Below are 17,111 nucleotides of genomic sequence, written 5' to 3' on the forward strand. Positions count from 1 at the left end.
CGTGGCCTCCATCCGTTGAATCTTAGCCCAAACGGCTGATTCCAACCGGCGACGCCGAGCGCATTCCGGCCAGGAAGCGGGAGCAATCAGGATGCCTTGACATCCACCCACGCCATCGTGGCTTCGTCGCCCATGAGGAATGCGCGGTTCGCTTCGGCCGCCGCGCGCAGATGGTTCCACACCGTCGTGATGCGCTTCAGCTTGCGCAGATCCTCGCGGCAGGAGAGATAGAACGCGCGCGTCACGATGATCTCGTCGGGCAGCACCGGCACGAAGCGCGCGTCCGACGACGCCATGAAGCACGGCAGGATGGCCAGCGCCCGGCCCTGCAGCGCCGCGAAGTATTGCGCGATCACGCTCGTGCTGCGCCAGCGCGAGATCGCGCCCGGCACCGCGCGTTCGAGATACAGCAGTTCATAGCTGAAGGCGAGGTCATCGATATAGCTGGCGAAGCGATGCTGGCGCAGGTCGTCGGTGGTGCGGATCGGCGCGTGAGCCGCGAGATAGTCGGCGGTGGCGTAGAGCCTTAGACGGTACTCGCAGAGCTTCGTATAGACATACTGGCCCTGTTCGGGACGTTCGAGCGTCACCGCGATATCGGCCTCGCGTTTCGACAGGCTCACGAAATGCGGCACCGGCAACAAATCGATGGTGATGTTCGGGTGCGCGTCCTGAAAGCGCGCGAGTTGCGGGGCGAGAAAGAAGCAGCCGAAGCCTTCGGTCGAGCCGACCCGCACGTGGCCCGAGAGCGCATGCCCCGTGTTCGCGATCTGCTCGGTGGCCGACTGCACCGTGGTCTCGATGGAATCGACATAGGCCAGGAGGCGTTGTCCTTCCGCGGTCAGGATGAAGCCGCTGCTGCGCGACTTGTCGAACAGCAGGGTGCCGAGCGCGTCTTCCAGCGCCCGCACGCGCCGCGCGACGGTCGTGTAGTCCACGCCGAGCCGCTTCGCCGCGCCGCTGGCACGCTGCGTCCGGGCGACTTCGAGGAAGTAGCGCAGGTCGTCCCAGTTGAGCCGGGCGAGGTCGGGCGGGGCGGATGGCATCGGATTTTTTTGCATATCGATCGGGTGTTTTTATCGCGCCATGATGGACTTTTGCATAACTATACTCAGGAAGCGAGCCTGCATCATTGCGGGCTGCATACCAACAAGACGGAGACACGATGCTTTTTCTTCCAGCGCCCGCGCGGCGCGTCTCTTCGCCTGTCCTCGCTGTTCCCTTCCACCTTTCCTGCCCGTCGGCAATTTCCCACGCAAGGAGTGACTCGTGAATATCGCTGCTGAACATCCGGCGCAGAATGCGTCTGTCCGCACGGCCAAGCTGCTGATCGACGGCCAGTTCGTCGAATCGAAGAGCGCGGAATGGCGCGACATCGTCAATCCGGCCACGCAGGACGTGGTCGGCCGCGTGCCGTTCGCGACGATGGACGAAGTGGATGCCGCCGTCGCTGCGGCGCACAAGGCGTTTCAGACCTGGCGCACGACGCCGCTCGGCGCCCGCATGCGGCTGATGCTGCGCTTCCAGGACCTGGTGCGGCAGAACCAGAAACGCATTGCGCAGACGCTCACCGCGGAGCAGGGCAAGACGCTCGCCGACGCCGAGGGCGACATCTTCCGCGGCCTGGAAGTCGTCGAGCATGCGTGCTCGATCAGCACCTTGCAGCAGGGCGAATTCGCCGAGAACGTCGCGGGCGGCGTGGATACGTACACGCTGCGCCAGCCTATCGGCGTCTGTGCCGGCATCACGCCGTTCAACTTCCCGGCGATGATCCCGCTATGGATGTTCCCGATGGCCATCGTGTGCGGCAACACCTTCGTGCTGAAGCCCTCCGAGCAGGATCCGCTCTCGACCATGGAACTGGTCGAACTGGCGCTCGAAGCCGGCGTGCCGCCCGGTGTGCTGAACGTCGTGCATGGCGGCAAGGAAGTGGTCGATGCGATCTGCACGCATCCCGAGATCGAGGCGATTTCCTTCGTCGGCTCGACGGCTGTCGGCACGCATGTCTACAACCTCGCGAGCCAGCACGGCAAGCGCGTGCAGTCGATGATGGGCGCGAAGAACCACGCCGTCGTCCTGCCCGACGCCAACAAGGAGCAGACTCTCAACGCGCTCGTCGGCGCGGGCTTCGGCGCGGCGGGACAGCGCTGCATGGCGACGTCGGTGGCGGTGTTCGTCGGGGCGTCGAAGGAGTGGGTGCCGGAACTGGTCGAGAAGGCGAAGACGCTCAAGGTCAACGGCGGCGCGGAGCCGGGCACGGATGTCGGCCCGGTGGTCTCGAAGGCGGCGAAGGAACGCATTCTCGGGCTGATCGGCCAGGGGGTGGAAGAGGGCGCGACGCTCGCGCTCGACGGCCGGAACATCGGCGTGAAGGGTTATGAGCAGGGCAACTTCATTGGGCCGACCATCTTCACGGGCGTCGATACCGAGATGACGATCTATACGAAGGAGATCTTCGGTCCGGTGCTGTGCGTGCTCGAAGCCGAGACGCTGGACGATGCCATCGCGCTCGTCAACCGCAATCCGATGGGCAATGGCGTCGGCCTGTTCACGCAGAGCGGCGCGGCGGCGCGCAAGTTCCAGAGCGAGATCGACATCGGTCAGGTGGGCATCAACATTCCGATTCCGGTGCCGGTGCCGTCGTTCAGTTTCACGGGTTCGCGCGGCTCCAAGCTCGGCGATCTGGGGCCGTACGGCAAGCAGGTCGTGCAGTTCTACACGCAGACGAAAACGGTCACGGCACGCTGGTTCGACGACGCCACCGTGAACGACGGCGTGAACACCACCATCGCACTGAAATAACAACGAGGAGGCAGCGATGAAGATTGGTTTCATTGGTCTCGGACACATGGGCGGCCCGATGGTCGCGAACCTGCTGAAGGCAGGGCATGCGCTCACGGCGTTCGATCTCGTGCCGGCCGCGCTGGACGCCGCGCGCTCGGCGGGCGCGACGCTCGCGGACTCGCCGCGTGCGGCGGCGGAAGGTGCGGAAGTCGTTATCACGATGCTGCCCGCGGCGCAGCATGTAAAAGCCGTCTATCTGAACGACGACGGCGTGCTCGCGGGCGTCGCGAAGGGCGTGCCGCTGGTGGACAGCAGCACGATCGACCCGGCTACGGCGAAGCTGATCGGCGAGGCGTCGGCCCAGCACGGCAATCCGTTTGCGGATGCGCCGGTGTCGGGCGGCGTCGTCGGGGCGCAGGCGGGCACGCTGACCTTCATGGTCGGCGCGGACGAAGCGTTGTTCGACACGCTGCGTCCGGTGCTGAGCGGCATGGGCAAGAACATGGTGCGCTGCGGCGAAACCGGCACGGGTCAGATTGCGAAGATCTGCAACAACCTGCTGCTGGCCATCTCGATGATCGGCGTGGCTGAAGCGATGAAGCTGGGGGAAACGCTAGGTATCGATCCGTCGAAATTGGCGAGCATCGTGAATACCTCGACGGGACGCTGCTGGAGTTCGGATACGTGTAATCCCTATCCGGGGATCGTCGAGACGGCACCGGCTTCACGCGGCTATGCGGGCGGCTTCGGCGCCGATCTGATGCTGAAGGATCTGGGCCTTGCCGTCGATGCGGCGCGCGGCGCAAAACAGCCTGTTTTCATGGGTGCGCTGGCGCAGCAGCTTTATCAGTCGATGAGCCAGCAAGGCCTTGGCGGACTCGATTTCTCGGGCATCATCAAGTTGTACGGGAAGAACTGATAGCGGCCAACAGTATCAAACGAAGGAGGGTGGCGGCACGACCGTGCGTGCCGATCCTGCCCTCTGTTTATAACTAGTTTGTTCAGTTGCACTGCACAACGCGTCGCGCAGTCCGTTACTGGGAAAGACCATCGGGAATACGATGATTCGCTTTCCAGAAAATTGTCCTATTCTGAAAGCACGACGCCCGTCTGCCGTTCGGTACGAACGCTCCGGTAGCGCCACGGTGCTGGTAGAACGCCCGTCGTTTTCGGGCAATCAGATGAGGAGTACGCGATGCAAGTTACACGTCACTTGAACATGGAATTGCGGCACGCCACGGTGCCGACTTATGTCGCCAGCTATTTCTTTCCGTTGCTGCTTTTGGCATACGAAGTATGGCGAGTGGGATCCTGGGTTGCAGTGAACGGCTTCAACTTCATGAACTTCAACGCGATGGGTTATGAATTCGCGCTGATGGTCGCCGTGTTCTGCATGCAAGTCATCGTGGAAATCGCGTTCCTCGCAGGCGCTGTGCTGACCCGACACAAGGATGTCGGTCATCGACTGGCCAATCTCTCGCTGGGTCTGTTCTGTTCGATGGTCGTCCTCGGATTCGATCTTGCACTGCAATATGGTTTGAGCGGCAATTAAGTCTCAAGCCGTATTTCGAAGGCCAAAACGAAACGCCGGTTGCGCATGCGCAACCGGCGTTTTTTTTGTGCACTGCTGCAAGCATCAACAGCCCGCAGCACTCGCTAATGCCGGCGGCGTCTCAGAGCGTTGTTCATAGCATTTCGTGTCCGCATCCTTGAGCGCGCTGCGCAAGCCTTCTTCGACGACCGGATGATAGAAAGGCAGCTTGAGCATTTCATCGAGCGTCAGGTCGAGTTGCAGCGCCCACGCAAGCAGATGCCCGAGATGTTCCATCGCCGGACCGCAGCCTTGCGCGCCGCGCAGCTTGCCGGTCTTCGCATCGGCGTAGACGTGCAGCAGACCGCGGTTCTGCCGCATCACGCGACTGCGGCCCTGATCCTCGAACGACGCTTCCCCCGTTACCGTCATCTGTTTCTCGAGATCGTCATAGGATGCGCCGACGATCACCACCTGCGGCTCACAGAAGACCAGCGAGAACGGCACCTTGCGCTTGATCGCCTGCACGTCGGGGAAGCGCGCGGCGTTGTCGCCTGCGAGCTTGCCTTCGTCGGCGGCGTCGTGAAGCCAGGGGCGTGTGCCGTCGCAATCGCCTGCAATGAAGATCGTGCTGTCGCCGCATTGCATCGTGGTTTCGTCGAATAGCGGCACGCCCTTGTCGTTCAATGCGATGCCCGTCTTGTCCAGTGCCAGCGCTTTCAGGTTCGGGGCGCGGCCCGTGGCCGCCAGCACGAAATCGAAGCGTTCGGTCCGCGGCTCGCCTCCCGGTGAGGTGAAGCGCAAGGTCGGTTGGTCGTCTTCCAACGACATCGCATCGAACTTCGCGTCCGGATCGAAGTAGAACTCGTCGGCGAGCGCTTCTCTCAGCGCGTCGCGTACCGGCGCATCCGTGAGCGCAGCCACGCTGCCGCCCTTGCCGAACACAAAGACGTCGACATCGAGACGGGCCAGTGCCTGGCCCAGTTCCAGCGCGATCGGTCCCGCGCCGAACACCGCGATCTTCGCGGGCAGCGCGTGCAGTTCGAACAGGTCGTCGCTGGTGATGAGCTTGTCGCCGAAGACCTTGAGTTCGTCCGGCACGCTCGGCGCCGCGCCCGTCGCGATGACCACGCGCGCCGCCTCGATACGCGTGTCGTCGCCGACCATCAACCGCGTCGGCGATTCGAAGCGCGCCTGGCCGCGCACGATGCAGTCGTCGGGAAACGACTCCACTTCGTCCAGCACGCTTTTGACGAAATGATCGCGCTCGCGCCGCACATAATCGAGCGCGTGTTCGCGATTTACTTCCAGCGCATGCGTGCCCTCGATGCCGCGCGCCGCCAGCGACCGCGCTTCGTGCAAACCGTTCGCCGCCGCGAGCAGCAGCTTGGACGGCATGCAGCCGACCCTCGCGCAAGTCGTGCCGAACTCGCCGCTCTCGATCAACACCGCGCTCGCGCCCGCGAGCCGCGCCGCGCGAAACGCCGCCATGCCGGCCGTCCCCGCGCCGATCACCGCCACATCCACCTTCATGTCCTTCATAAGCTTCCCCGTGTTGCTGCCATCGTTCAGCCGTTGTCGGCAAAGCCCGGATAGAGCGTCATGCCGCCATCGACGAACAGGGTCGTGCCGACGACGTAATCGCTGTCGTCGGAGGCGAGCCAGACGGCCGCCCGGCCTATGTCGTCGACTTCGCCGATGCGTCCGTATGGAATCAGCGTCAGCAGCTTCTCGAGTTGCTCTGGCTGGTCCCAGGCTTCGCGGTTGATCGGCGTGCGAATGGCGCCGGGCGCGATGCCGTTGACGCGGATCCGCTGCGGCGCGACTTCCTGGGCGAGCGATTTCATCATCATCTGGATGCCGCCCTTCGACGCCGCATAGTTCACGTGCCCCGCCCACGGAATGACTTCGTGCACGGAACTCATGCAGATGATCTTGCCCAGCGCCTTCGACACGTCGCGCATGCCGCGCCGCTCGAATTCGCGCACGGCGCGCTGGGCGGTGAGGAATTGGCCGGTGAGATTGGTGTCGATGACCTTCCGCCAGTCGGCAAGCGTCAGTTCGGTGAATTTCGCGTCCTGCTGCAAGCCCGAATTCGCGATCACGATATCGAGCGTGCCCCAGCGCCGCACGACGGCGTCGAACATGGCGTCCACTTGCGCTTCATCGGCGACGTCCGCGCCGACCGCGAACGCTTCGCCGCCTTTTGCGCTGATCGCGGCGGCGAGCTTCTCGGCGGGTTCGGCATGCGAGTGATAGTTGATGGCGACGTGCGCGCCCGCGTCGGCGAGTGCGTGCGCCACGCCTTCGCCGATACCCGAGCTTGCGCCCGTCACCAGCGCGATCTGACCTGCGAGGGGTTTGTGCATATGCTCCGTCCGTGTCTGAGGGTGACGGATCGGGAGCAAGGCATGCGCCCGCGCTTCAGCCGCCGGTCAGCCCCTGATACACCTCCGCGTATTTGAGCGCGGCCGCTTCCCAACTGAAGCGCTGGTCCATGCCGCGCCTGACCACCGTCTTCCAGTCGGCGCGCCGCTGTTTCAGCGCGAAGGCACGGCGGATCGAGGCGACCATGGTGGCGCGATCGAACGTGTCGAAGACGAAGCCGGTGGCGAGATCGTCGGCGAGATTTTCGAGCGAGCAATCCGTCACGGTGTCCGCCAGCCCGCCCACGCGATGCACGAGCGGCAGCGAGCCATAGGCCAGGGCGTACAGCTGCGTGAGCCCGCACGGCTCGAAGCGCGACGGCACCATCACCACGTCGCTGCCGGCGATGATCGAATGCGACAGCGTCTCGTCGAAGCCGAGTTCCACCGCCACCGCGCCCTGATGCGCCGCCGCCGCGTTCTTCATGCCGGTTTCGAGCGCCGGATCGCCGGTGCCGAGCACGACCAGTTGCCCGCCGCGCTGCACGATGTCCGGCACCACCGACAGCAGCAGATCCAGTCCCTTCTGTTCCGTCAGCCGGCTGACGACGCCGAACAGCAGCGCGTTGTCGTCGCGTTCCAGGCCCATGCGTTCCTGCAACGCGGACTTGCACTTCGACTTGCCGGAGACGCGCGTGGGCGTGTATTTCGTCGCGATGGATTCATCCACGGCCGGACTCCAGATGGCGTAATCGACGCCGTTCAGGATGCCGGTGATGTCGTGCGTGCGCGTCTGCAGCAGGCCGTGCAGGCCCGCGCCGTGAGCCTGCGTCTGGATCTCGCGCGCGTAGGTGGGGCTGACCGTGGTGATTCGATCGGCGTAATACAGCCCGGCCTTCAGGAACGACACGAGGCCATAGAACTCGACGCCATCCACCGCGAAAAAATCGCCGGGCAGTTGCAGCGCGCCGAATTCCGACGCCGGAAACGTGCCCTGGTAGGCGAGGTTGTGGACCGTCATCACGCTGGCGGTCTTCGCGGCGCCCGCGCGTTCGAACGCGCGCAGATAGGCGGGCGCGAGCCCCGCATGCCAGTCGTGCGCATGGACGATGTGCGGCTTCCAGGCGGGATCGGCGCCCGTCGCGATGCGTGCGGCCGCCCAGCCGAGCAGCGCGAAGCGGCGGTCGTTGTCGGCGTAGGGGCGGTGAGCCGCGTCGAGATAAGGGTTGCCCGGGCGGTCGTAGAACGGGTCCGCCCGCACGACGTACACAACCACCCCGTGCGGCGCCAACACGCCGCGTTCGAGCCGGATCTGGCCGACTCCAAACGCCGCGCCCAGATCGGCGACCGGCTGCAGGTCGTCGAGCCCTGCAAGCACGGCCGGGAAGCCCGGCAGTACGACCCGCGCGTGCGTGCCCAGTTGCGACTGCGCGGGCGGCAGGGCGCCGACCACGTCGGCGAGACCGCCGGTCTTCAGCAGCGGAAACATTTCTGCTGCGGCATGCAGCACGCGTACGGTCATCGGCGCTCCCGTCGATTGATGGTCATGGTGCTCCCGCGTCTATCCCTGCGACAGTCGCGCGAGCGCGTCCCGCGTGATGAGCGTGACACCCGACTCCGTGCGGAAGAAGCGCGCGGCGTCGTCGTCCGGATCCTCGCCCACCACGAGTCCCTCGGGCACCGTGCAACCGCGGTCGATCACGACGCGCTGCAGCCGGCAACTCGGCCCGACGGTTACCTGCGGCAACAAGACTGCCTCATTGATGTTACAGAACGAGTGCACCCGCACCGCCGACGAAAACACCGACTTCGACACCTGCGAGCCCGAGATCACGCAGCCGCCGCAGACCAGCAGGTTGGTGATGGCGCCTTGCTGGCCGTTGAGGTCGCGCACGAACTTGCCCGGCGGAAGCTGCTCCTGATTGGTCCAGATGGGCCACTTGCGGTCATAGAGATCGAGCTCCGGAATGGTGGAGGCGAGGTCGAGATTCGCTGCCCAGTAGGCATCGACGGTACCGACATCGCGCCAGTACGCGGGCGCTTCCGGGTCGCTCGACGACGTCACGCACGACATGCTGAACGGATGCGCGATGGCCTTGCCGGTCGTCACGACGCGCGGAATGATGTCCTTGCCGAAGTCGTGATCGGTATTCGAGGTCTCGATATTGTCCTGCAGCATCTCGTACAGATACTTCGCGCTGAACACATAGATGCCCATGCTCGCGAGCGCGACATCGGGCTTGCCGGGCATCGCGGGGGGATCGGCGGGCTTCTCCAGGAAGTCGGTCACGCGGCGGTTCTCGTCGACGTGCATCACGCCGAACGCCACCGCGTCCATGCGCGGCACCTCGATGCAGCCCACCGTGCAGTCCGCGCCGCTCTCGACGTGATCCAGCACCATGCGCGTGTAGTCCATCTTGTAGATGTGATCGCCCGCCAGCACGATGACGAATTCCGGGCCGATCGAACGGATGATGTCCATGTTCTGGTACACGGCGTCCGCCGTGCCGCGGTACCAGCTCGAATCGACGCGTTGCTGCGCCGGCCAGATATCGATGAACTCGTTGAACTCGCCGCGCAGGAAACCCCAGCCGCGCTGCATGTGGCGGATCAGCGAGTGAGCCTTGTACTGGGTGACGACGGCGATGCGGCGAATGCCGGAGTTGAGACAGTTGGACAGCGCGAAATCGACGATGCGGTACTTGCCGCCGAAGTGGACGGCGGGCTTCACGCGCTTGTCGGTGAGTGGTCCGAGGCGGGTGCCGCGCCCGCCGGCGAGGACGATTGCGAGGGTCGACTTCTGCAAATCGGTGCGATTCTTGATCAGCGTCTCCATTCCTGCCTCCTGATTTGACCTGCGACTATGGATGTCCTGCCGAGAGTTCGTCCTCGTGTTCGTGTGTCTGATTTCCAGGCCGGGGAGTGCGTGCGTTGCGCGGCGTGTCGCGCTGTCATTCACGCATTATCAGGCGGCGTGGCCCTTCCTGTGCGGAAGTCGGCTGGTTTTTTGCCGGACGTTCGTCCTTGCTGTGGACCTGTGCCGTTCGTCGGATGATCTATACCATGCCGCGGACGTTCCGGCCGAGCAAGGCGCATGCCGAATTGCGCAAAGCAGTCTTGCCATGCCCGATATGACCGGCGTCGATGTTCGCGACGCTCGACAAGCAAGGTTCGCCGATTTTTAATGACGAGGCCGTGCCGCAGTGCGTCGAGGCACGGCACAATACAAGACACGCGATGCCGGCGGGCGTCCTGAAGGGGCCGTCTGAGGCAGACCTTTGGCGCGCACCCGCGATCGCTGCACTGCAAGGCGACGTTTCGTCGGACCGAACAACTGGAACCAAGCGGGAAATCAGAATATGAACAACGTCCTGAGCGTTCAATCGCATGTGGTGTTCGGCCATGCGGGCAACAGCGCGGCGGTCTTTCCCATGCGGCGGCTGGGCGTCAACGTCTGGCCGCTCAACACCGTGCAGTTCTCCAATCACACGCAGTATGGCCGCTGGACCGGCAGCGCCTTCGATGCCGACGAGTTGCAGAGCGTGATCGAAGGGATTGGCGCGATCGGCGTGCTGGGGCGCTGCAATGCCGTGCTCTCGGGTTATCTCGGCGCGCCCGAGCAGGGCCGCGCGGTGGTCGAGATCGTGAAGATGGTCAAGGCGGTGAATCCGCACGCGCTCTTCTTCTGCGATCCGGTCATGGGCCAGACGGGCGGCTGCACGGTCGCGCCCGGCATCGAGGACTTCCTCGTCACCACGATGCCCGGCATCGCCGACGCGCTGATGCCCAATCACGTCGAACTGGAAAAGCTCGTCGGACGCAGCATCGAAACCGTGGAAGAAGCGGTGGACGCCTGTCGCGAGGTCATTGCGCGCGGGCCGCGCATCGTGCTCGTCAAGCATCTGCTCGACCGCAACAGCCGCGCCGATACCTTCAACATGCTTGCAGTCGGCCCGACCGAGGCGTGGTTCGCGCAACGTCCGCTGTATCCGTTCGCGCGCCAGCCGGTCGGCGTCGGCGATCTGACGAGCGGCGTGTTCGTCGCGCGCACGCTGCTCGGCGATTCACTCCGCAACGCGCTCGAACACACACTCGCGGCCGTCAACGCAGTGGTCAAGGCCACCTACGAGGCCGGTCGGTACGAGCTGGAGATCGTCGCGTCGCAGGACGAGATCGCGAAGCCCACCGACCGCTTTCCCGCCATCCGAGTGATGGGCTCCGAAACCGTCAAGCGGGCCTGACTAGCCCGCCTCGGTCGCTTCAAGCAAGCCGAAACGCCAGGACAGCCTGCGCGTCGCGGCCAGCAACGTGCGCGCGAGCGGGCCGTCGGCGGCGCTGTCGAAACCGCCCGCCGAACCGATCAGCGCCAGCACCAGGCACACGCTGCCGGTGTGATCGAAGACCGGCGCGGCCAGCGAGTGAATGCTGGGGACCGGTGCATCGAGCGCCGTATCGAAACCCTGCTCGCGGATGCGTGACAACGTTACGTGATAGTCACCGTCGTCCGTCGTGGCGAACGATGTCGGCGCCACGCCCGCGAGGCGGATGCCGTCCTGTTGCAGCAGACTCGTCCGCATTTCATCCCCGAGATGCGCCGCGAAGACTCGCCCAATGGCCGTGTTCACGAGCGACATCGCGGTGCCGATGCGCAGGCTCACGTGCTGCGGCCGCGCCGATTCCTCCAGCCGGATGACCGTCGGTCCGAGCGGCCCCAGCGTGGCGGCCGCGACCGTCATCGACGTATCCGCCGCGAGCGCGACGATCTCCGCTTCGGCATCGCGGACCGGCGAGAGCCGTTGCAGCGCGATCAAACCCAACTCGCGGCTCAATGGCCCCGCGTGGAAGCGCCCGGCGTCGTCGCGCGACAGCAGGCCGACCTTCACGAGGCTCACCAGATGCGCGAACGCCTTGGCCGGCGGCATGCCGGCCGCCGCCGCGAGGTCGCGCAGCAGCAGCGGGCCGTCTGCCGCCACCAGCGCGTGCAGCAGATCACCGGTCGCATCGAGGGCGTTGATGCCGCGCTGCGGACGGGCGTCGGGAGCGTGCGTCGTCATGACAAGGCGGCGGTGAGGTCGCGTGCCGTATGCCGCAGCGCCTGCGCCAGTGCGCCGTTCCAAGCGACGTCGCACAGGCCGGTCGGACCGATCGCGGTCAGCGCCAGCTGCATCTTTTGCGCGGCGTCGAACACCGGCACGCTCATGCTGCTGACGCCCGGACTCGGCGCATCGATGCCGCGTTCGATGCCACGCGCCCGGATTTCGTCGAGCCGCGCGTTCAGGCTCGGCAGGTCGGCTTCCGCCTGATGCGCCTGCATGGCCGAGACGCTGGCGGGGGTGTCGAAGGCGAGGAAGATCCGGCCCGTCGCCGTGGCCGGCAGCGACATCACCGTGCCGACATGCAAATTGACATGCAAGGGCTGGCCGCCGCGTTCGTAGCGCACGATAGTCGGCCCCTGCGGCCCGGCTACGCTGACGGCCACGCTCATGCCGGTCTCCAGCGCCAGTGCCGCGACGCGCGGCGCCGCCGCCCGGTACGCCGGCTGCTGCTCCAGGTTCATGACGCCCAGGCGCAACGAGAGCGGGCCGGGTTCGTAATTGCCGGTCAATGCATCGCGCTTCACGAGCCCGAGCCGCGTCAGGCTGACGAGATAGGTGTGCGCCTGCGCTGTGGGCATCGCGGCGGCGTCGGCAAGCGCACTGAGCGCAAGCGGTTCGCGCCGCTTCGCGAGGGCGTCGAGCAGGCGCGCGCCGACTTCGACGCTTTGAATGCCGCGCTGCTGTTTCGTTTCGACGGGTGCCGCATGCTGCGCAGCGGATAGGAGACGGGCCAAAGTGCGTTCCGTGATGGGAAGTAACCGGGCGGCTCGACCGAACGGCCGATGCCCTTCAGTATTTACCCGAAATTTGCCTATGGCAAGTGTACTTGCTGTTGACAAAGTATGGGCTCGCATCGATCATCGGTTCATCCTCACAAGACTGGACGAGACACGATCATGGCAAAGGCTTTCGCATCGCAGGCGGATCTGCAGGAGAAGAAGATCACCTTCACGCAGCTCTCCGACAACGCGTACGCCTACACGGCGGAAGGCGATCCGAACTCGGGCGTGATCGTCGGCGACGACGGCGTGCTGATCGTCGATACCACCGCGACGCCTGCGATGGCCCAGGACCTGATCGAAAAGATTCGCGGCGTCACCGACAAACCCATCAAGTACGTCGTGCTGTCGCACTACCACGCGGTGCGCGTGCTGGGGGCATCGGCGTATTTCAAGGAAGGTGCGCAGGAAGTGATCGCGAGCCGCGGCACTTACGAGATGATCGTCGAGCGCGGCGAGCAGGACATGAAGTCGGAGATCGAACGCTTTCCGCGTCTGTTTGCGGGCGTCGAGACGGTGCCCGGTCTCACCTGGCCGACGCTGGTTTTCGAGCGCGAGATCACCTTGTTCCTCGGCAAGCTCGAAGTGAGGATCGCGCATCTCGGTTCGGGTCACACGAAGGGCGACACCGTGGTCTGGCTACCGTCGCAGAAGGTGCTGTTTTCAGGCGATCTGGTGGAGTACGACGCAGCCTGCTATTGCGGCGACGCGCAGCTCGAGGATTGGCCCGCGACGCTCGAAGCCTTGCGCGCGCTCAATGCGGACAAGCTGGTGCCGGGACGCGGCCCGGCGTTGCTGTCGCCGGCGGATGTGAACAAAGGACTCGACTATACGAAGGACTTCGTCACGACGCTGCTTCAGGCGGGCCGCGAGGCCGTTGCGCAGAAGCTCGACCTGAAGGGCGCGATGGCGCACGCGCGCAAGTCGATGGATGCGAAGTTCGGTCACGTCTTCATCTATGAGCACTGTCTGCCGTTCGACGTGTCGCGCGCTTATGACGAAGCCAGCGGCATCCGCCATCCGCGCATCTGGACCGCCCAGCGCGACCAGGAGATGTGGGCCGCGCTGCAGGACTGACGAGGCGCTTACGCCTGATAAGGGTTGGCCGCCGCCATCGCCTTGAAATTCTCGGGCGTCGAGAAAGCCAGATACTCGGCCTGCATGTCGGGCGTGAGGAATTCGAGCATCGTCGAGTTCTCGATCCACAGTTCGATCACGTGGAAGAAGTTGTTGCCGCGCGTGCAATGCACCGCGCGCCAGCCTTCACGCTCGCCAATCGCGATGACTTCCGCGCTCGTCCGGGGCGTCGCAATCGCCATATGGAAGGCGCTGTAGCGCGGCCGCGCTGCGGTGTCCGCGCCGTAGCCCACGCTTTCTTCCTCACCACCGCCCGGCGTGATCACGCGGTCGCCTGGATATACCTCGATGATGCTGCCGCGCTCGTCGCCCGCGACGGCCATCCACGCGTCCGGGAACGGCGAGAACGGCGCGGCGAAGCCATCCCAGAGTTCGGCCAGCACCTGCGCGACGTGTTTCGGATCGTTGGCGGGTATGGAGGCATGGAAAATCATCGCGGGAACTCCTTTGGGTAACGAAGGAACGGCGGTGTGGATTGTTCCAGAGTCCTTTGTTATGAGTGTTTCCGCATGCGTCGTGCGTGTGCGCTTTTCCGACTGCCGAACCGGTCAGGCGACCAGAAACGCGACGATGGCATCGCATACTCGACCGAACATCTGCGTGCCGGTCACGGTCACGCAGCCGCGCGCGCGGGCCGCTTCAATGAACGGCGTCAACGGCGGCTTGGTCACGACGTCGCCGACGAACGTGGTGGGCGCAAGGCGCGAGACGTCGATCGGCAGCGGATCGCCCGCGCGCATGCCCGCCGGCGACGCATTCACGATCAGTTCATAGGTTTCCGCGCCCGCATCGTCCGCGACCTGCACCGCGCCGCGTTTCAATGCGGCAAGACGCGTGACGAGGGCATCGGTGCGCGCGGCGTCGGAATCGCGGATCGCGAGCATCGCCACGCCGGCATCCACCAGTGCATGCCCGATCGCCGAACCCGCGCCGCCCGCGCCGATCAGCAACGCACGCTTGCCCGTCGGTTCACAGCCGGCATCGCGCAGCGCCGCGACCATGCCGATGCCGTCCGACGCGCCGCCGTGCCAGCTGCCGTCCGCATTGCGCCTGAGCATGTTGACCGCGCCGAGGAAGCGGCCTTCGTCGGTCAGGGTGCTGCAGAAGGATGTCGCGCTGAACTTGTGCGGGACGGTGACGATCACGCCGTCGCAGTTCTGCAAGTGCGCGAGACCGGCGAAGAACGCTTCGAGGTCGGCGGGCGCGACGTGCGCGGGAATCACGATCGCATCCTGGCCTTGCGCACGCAGCGCGGCGGTTACGCCGGCCGGGGAGCGCACCTGCGCGATCGGATCGCCGACGATGAAGTACACGCGTGTCGCGCCGCTGAGGCCTTCGTCGAGCGAAGCCGAGAAAGAGGGGTCCTGCGCCATTGTTGTCTCCGGATTGGAATTCGATGCGATCGGGATCGGTTCGCCTGTTCATGGAGAACTCTAATCTAATGTGGAATTCTGTTCAATATTTAAGGCGAAAGACCGCAACTAATCGTCTTCGTTCGAACCCGCCCTCAAATCAGGAGCGTCGTCGCGGGATCCATGCCGCAAAAGGCTGCTTACAGCGGATCAGGTCCGTGCATCGGCGCGGGAACGCCGGCCGCCGCCAGCGCTTCATGCAAGGTCCCGAACACGTTCGACGCCCCCAGCACGCGCGTCAGCCCATGCCGGTCCATGTCGCCGCGCAGGAAGCGATTCACCCGCCCGAAACGCACCGCGATGCCACGCGCCTGCAAGGTTTCGATGAGACCGCCGATCGTCCGCGCCGCCGAATAATCGAGGTCGGTAATCGCTCCGGCATCGACGACGAGATGGCGCAGAGCGCCGGGCGCCGTATCGACGAGCTCCGTCAATTCCATCGTGAAGAAGTGATCGTTCGCATAGAACAGATCCGCGCCGAAGCGATACACGATGAGTTCCCGCGTGGTCATCGCGCCCGGCGCCGTGGGCACGAACTGCCAGCGCCCGTCGGGCGGAACGGGCGTCAGCACCATTGTGTGCGGACGGTAGCTGTGGCGCACGTGCCGCATCAGCGACAACGCCACGGCGAGCAGGATGCCGTGCTCGACGCCGATCATCACCACAGCTGCCGCCGTCACCAGCGCGAGCGTGAACTCGCCCGGACTTTCGGCGCGGATGTCCCGCAGGCTCCGAACGTTAACGAGGCCGATGGCGATGGTGAACACGATCGCCGCCAGCACGCAGTGCGGCAGGTAGCGCAGATAGCCGCTCAGGAACAGCAGCACGACGGCGACCACTGCCGCGAACGCGACCTGTCCGAACTGGCTGCGGGTGCCGGCGCGCTCGGCCATCGCGGTCTGCGTGGGGCTGCCGTTGACGACGAAGGTGCCGCTGAAGGCCGCCGCCGTGTTGGCGGCGGCGAGACCGAGGATGTCGGCGTTGGTGTCGACGTCCTCGCGATACTGCTGCGCATAGACGCGCGCGGCGGCCGCGCTCTGCGCGATGATCATCACGAAGCACGAGGCCGCGACGGGCATCAGGTCGAGGAACTGCTGCCAGGTGACGGCGGGGAAGCGCAGCGCGGGCAGGCCGCCGTCGATGGGTCCGAGCACCGCGATGCCATGCGCCGAGAAATCGAACAGCTTGCTGGCAACGATGCTGCCGACCACCGCGATGAGCGGCATCGGCACGCGCGGCGCGGCGCGCTTGCAGAGCAGGATCGGGACGATCACGAGCAGCGCAAGCCCGAAGGTCGGCCCATGGAATTGCAGCGCATGTCCGGCGACATAGGCCAGTTGCGCCAGACTGCGCGACGAAGGCTCCGGCACGGTCATGCCGAGAAGATCGCCGAGCATCGCGATGGAAACCTGCACGCCGACACCCGCCAGAAAGCCGACCAGGACCGTGCGCGACAGGAAATCGGCGAGAAAGCCCAGCTTGAAGAGCCGCGCGAGCAACAGCAGCGCGGCAGTCTGCAATGCAACCATGCCGGCGAGCGCGATGTATTCGGCGCTGCCCATGGCGGCCATCGTCGAGACGCGGCTGGCGAGGATGGTCGCCGTCGCCGAGTCCGCCGCGACCACCAGATGACGCGACGCGCCGAACAGCGCAAACGCGAACAGCGGCAGGAAAGCCGTGTACAGGCCGGTGACCGGCGGCATCCCCGCAATGCGCGCGTAGCCGAGCACCTGCGGAATATCCATAGAGGCGAGCGAGACGCCCGCCAGCGCATCGCGCAGCGCGGCGGCGCGGTTCAGCGGGAGCATGCCTTTCAATAGCCAGGCATGGAGGGCGGGCCGGCGAGGGGATGGCTGCATGGGCGGGCGCGGGTCATCGAAGAAGCGAATCGTGCCCCAAGGACGGATGGCTGCCAAGCCGCGCGAGGGTTCGTCGAACGAAAATGGCTTTGCTTCATTCGCTAAAGTGGAATAGGATTCTGAAATAGAAGAAAGTTCAGCGAATGA

At 65.1% G+C, this 17,111-nt stretch carries 15 protein-coding genes; 5 read left to right on the forward strand and 10 right to left on the reverse strand.

Features of this window, described 5'->3' with window-relative positions:
* Nucleotides 1-86: 86 nt before the first annotated feature.
* A complete protein-coding gene (locus QCE62_RS29830; protein WP_309926097.1) occupies nt 87-1,046 on the reverse strand; it encodes a LysR family transcriptional regulator in 960 nt (319 codons plus the stop codon).
* A 223-nt stretch (nt 1,047-1,269) separates the two neighbouring features.
* Here QCE62_RS29830 and QCE62_RS29835 point away from each other — a divergent pair, with 223 nt between their 5' ends.
* From QCE62_RS29835 to QCE62_RS29845, 3 genes are all read left to right on the forward strand, one after another.
* Nucleotides 1,270-2,802 carry a CoA-acylating methylmalonate-semialdehyde dehydrogenase gene (locus tag QCE62_RS29835; RefSeq protein ID WP_309926100.1) on the forward strand — a complete coding sequence of 511 codons (1,533 nt, stop codon included), beginning with the start codon at nt 1,270-1,272 and terminating at the stop codon, nt 2,800-2,802.
* A gap of 16 nt (nt 2,803-2,818) precedes the next feature.
* Entirely contained in the window at nt 2,819-3,703 is an 885-nt protein-coding gene (gene mmsB, locus QCE62_RS29840; RefSeq protein ID WP_309926103.1) for a 3-hydroxyisobutyrate dehydrogenase, read from the forward strand.
* Nucleotides 3,704-3,979: 276 nt separating this feature from the next.
* Nucleotides 3,980-4,336: a hypothetical protein gene (locus QCE62_RS29845; RefSeq protein ID WP_309819941.1), complete on the forward strand. Its 357-nt coding sequence runs from the start codon at nt 3,980-3,982 to the stop codon at nt 4,334-4,336.
* An 84-nt stretch (nt 4,337-4,420) separates the two neighbouring features.
* On the opposite strand, the gene QCE62_RS29850 is transcribed toward QCE62_RS29845, so the two are convergent.
* Genes QCE62_RS29850 through glgC form a run of 4 tightly spaced genes read right to left on the reverse strand, consistent with a single transcriptional unit; the run spans nt 4,421 to nt 9,517 of the window.
* The gene (locus QCE62_RS29850) at nt 4,421-5,857 is read right to left on the reverse strand and encodes a dihydrolipoyl dehydrogenase (RefSeq protein WP_309926105.1); all 1,437 of its coding nucleotides are present in this window, start codon (nt 5,855-5,857) and stop codon (nt 4,421-4,423) included.
* A 26-nt stretch (nt 5,858-5,883) separates the two neighbouring features.
* On the reverse strand, nt 5,884-6,684 hold the full coding sequence (locus QCE62_RS29855) for an SDR family oxidoreductase (protein ID WP_309926107.1): 801 nt from the start codon (nt 6,682-6,684) through the stop codon (nt 5,884-5,886).
* A gap of 55 nt (nt 6,685-6,739) precedes the next feature.
* Complete coding sequence (glgA, locus tag QCE62_RS29860) at nt 6,740-8,203, reverse strand: glycogen synthase GlgA (RefSeq protein WP_309926110.1); 1,464 nt, start codon at nt 8,201-8,203, stop codon at nt 6,740-6,742.
* A 39-nt stretch (nt 8,204-8,242) separates the two neighbouring features.
* On the reverse strand, nt 8,243-9,517 hold the full coding sequence (gene glgC / locus QCE62_RS29865) for a glucose-1-phosphate adenylyltransferase (RefSeq protein ID WP_309926112.1): 1,275 nt from the start codon (nt 9,515-9,517) through the stop codon (nt 8,243-8,245).
* Nucleotides 9,518-10,040: 523 nt separating this feature from the next.
* Here glgC and pdxY point away from each other — a divergent pair.
* Nucleotides 10,041-10,922: a pyridoxal kinase PdxY gene (pdxY, locus tag QCE62_RS29870; RefSeq protein WP_309819951.1), complete on the forward strand. Its 882-nt coding sequence runs from the start codon at nt 10,041-10,043 to the stop codon at nt 10,920-10,922.
* Here the strand turns inward: pdxY and QCE62_RS29875 are convergent, their stop codons facing one another.
* Both QCE62_RS29875 and QCE62_RS29880 read right to left on the reverse strand, forming a co-directional pair.
* Nucleotides 10,923-11,735, reverse strand: a complete 813-nt coding sequence (locus QCE62_RS29875) for an IclR family transcriptional regulator C-terminal domain-containing protein (RefSeq protein ID WP_309926113.1) — start codon at nt 11,733-11,735, stop codon at nt 10,923-10,925.
* Nucleotides 11,732-12,511, reverse strand: a complete 780-nt coding sequence (locus QCE62_RS29880; protein ID WP_309926115.1) for a helix-turn-helix domain-containing protein — start codon at nt 12,509-12,511, stop codon at nt 11,732-11,734. The genes QCE62_RS29875 and QCE62_RS29880 overlap by 4 nt, the downstream gene beginning before the upstream one ends.
* A gap of 162 nt (nt 12,512-12,673) precedes the next feature.
* Between QCE62_RS29880 and QCE62_RS29885 the strand changes: the two genes are divergently transcribed.
* The gene (locus QCE62_RS29885) at nt 12,674-13,633 is read left to right on the forward strand and encodes an MBL fold metallo-hydrolase (RefSeq protein ID WP_309926116.1); all 960 of its coding nucleotides are present in this window, start codon (nt 12,674-12,676) and stop codon (nt 13,631-13,633) included.
* Nucleotides 13,634-13,641: 8 nt separating this feature from the next.
* On the opposite strand, the gene QCE62_RS29890 is transcribed toward QCE62_RS29885, so the two are convergent.
* From QCE62_RS29890 to QCE62_RS29900, 3 genes are all read right to left on the reverse strand, one after another.
* Nucleotides 13,642-14,127 carry a hypothetical protein gene (locus QCE62_RS29890; RefSeq protein ID WP_309926119.1) on the reverse strand — a complete coding sequence of 162 codons (486 nt, stop codon included), beginning with the start codon at nt 14,125-14,127 and terminating at the stop codon, nt 13,642-13,644.
* Nucleotides 14,128-14,241: 114 nt separating this feature from the next.
* Nucleotides 14,242-15,066, reverse strand: coding sequence for a shikimate dehydrogenase (locus tag QCE62_RS29895; RefSeq protein WP_309926121.1), 825 nt, complete (start codon nt 15,064-15,066; stop codon nt 14,242-14,244).
* A gap of 179 nt (nt 15,067-15,245) precedes the next feature.
* Nucleotides 15,246-16,913 (reverse strand): SulP family inorganic anion transporter, encoded by a 1,668-nt coding sequence (locus tag QCE62_RS29900; RefSeq protein WP_309926123.1) that lies wholly within the window; start codon nt 16,911-16,913, stop codon nt 15,246-15,248.
* Between the last annotated feature and the right edge of the window lie 198 nt (nt 16,914-17,111).

It is taken from the genome of Caballeronia sp. LZ033, from assembly GCF_031451265.1.
In the GTDB taxonomy this organism is placed as follows: domain Bacteria; phylum Pseudomonadota; class Gammaproteobacteria; order Burkholderiales; family Burkholderiaceae; genus Caballeronia.

Bases quoted from the DNA above. Each gene is read 5' to 3' on its own strand.
- QCE62_RS29830 (WP_309926097.1), bottom strand. From the start codon at position 1,046: ATGCCATCCGCCCCGCCCGACCTCGCCCGGCTCAACTGGGACGACCTG.
- mmsB (WP_309926103.1), top strand. From the start codon at position 2,819: ATGAAGATTGGTTTCATTGGTCTCGGACACATGGGCGGCCCGATGGTC.
- QCE62_RS29845 (WP_309819941.1), top strand. From the start codon at position 3,980: ATGCAAGTTACACGTCACTTGAACATGGAATTGCGGCACGCCACGGTG.
- QCE62_RS29850 (WP_309926105.1), bottom strand. From the start codon at position 5,857: ATGAAGGACATGAAGGTGGATGTGGCGGTGATCGGCGCGGGGACGGCC.
- QCE62_RS29855 (WP_309926107.1), bottom strand. From the start codon at position 6,684: ATGCACAAACCCCTCGCAGGTCAGATCGCGCTGGTGACGGGCGCAAGC.
- glgA (WP_309926110.1), bottom strand. From the start codon at position 8,203: ATGACCGTACGCGTGCTGCATGCCGCAGCAGAAATGTTTCCGCTGCTG.
- glgC (WP_309926112.1), bottom strand. From the start codon at position 9,517: ATGGAGACGCTGATCAAGAATCGCACCGATTTGCAGAAGTCGACCCTC.
- pdxY (WP_309819951.1), top strand. From the start codon at position 10,041: ATGAACAACGTCCTGAGCGTTCAATCGCATGTGGTGTTCGGCCATGCG.
- QCE62_RS29875 (WP_309926113.1), bottom strand. From the start codon at position 11,735: ATGACGACGCACGCTCCCGACGCCCGTCCGCAGCGCGGCATCAACGCC.
- QCE62_RS29885 (WP_309926116.1), top strand. From the start codon at position 12,674: ATGGCAAAGGCTTTCGCATCGCAGGCGGATCTGCAGGAGAAGAAGATC.
- QCE62_RS29890 (WP_309926119.1), bottom strand. From the start codon at position 14,127: ATGATTTTCCATGCCTCCATACCCGCCAACGATCCGAAACACGTCGCG.
- QCE62_RS29895 (WP_309926121.1), bottom strand. From the start codon at position 15,066: ATGGCGCAGGACCCCTCTTTCTCGGCTTCGCTCGACGAAGGCCTCAGC.
- QCE62_RS29900 (WP_309926123.1), bottom strand. From the start codon at position 16,913: ATGCTCCCGCTGAACCGCGCCGCCGCGCTGCGCGATGCGCTGGCGGGC.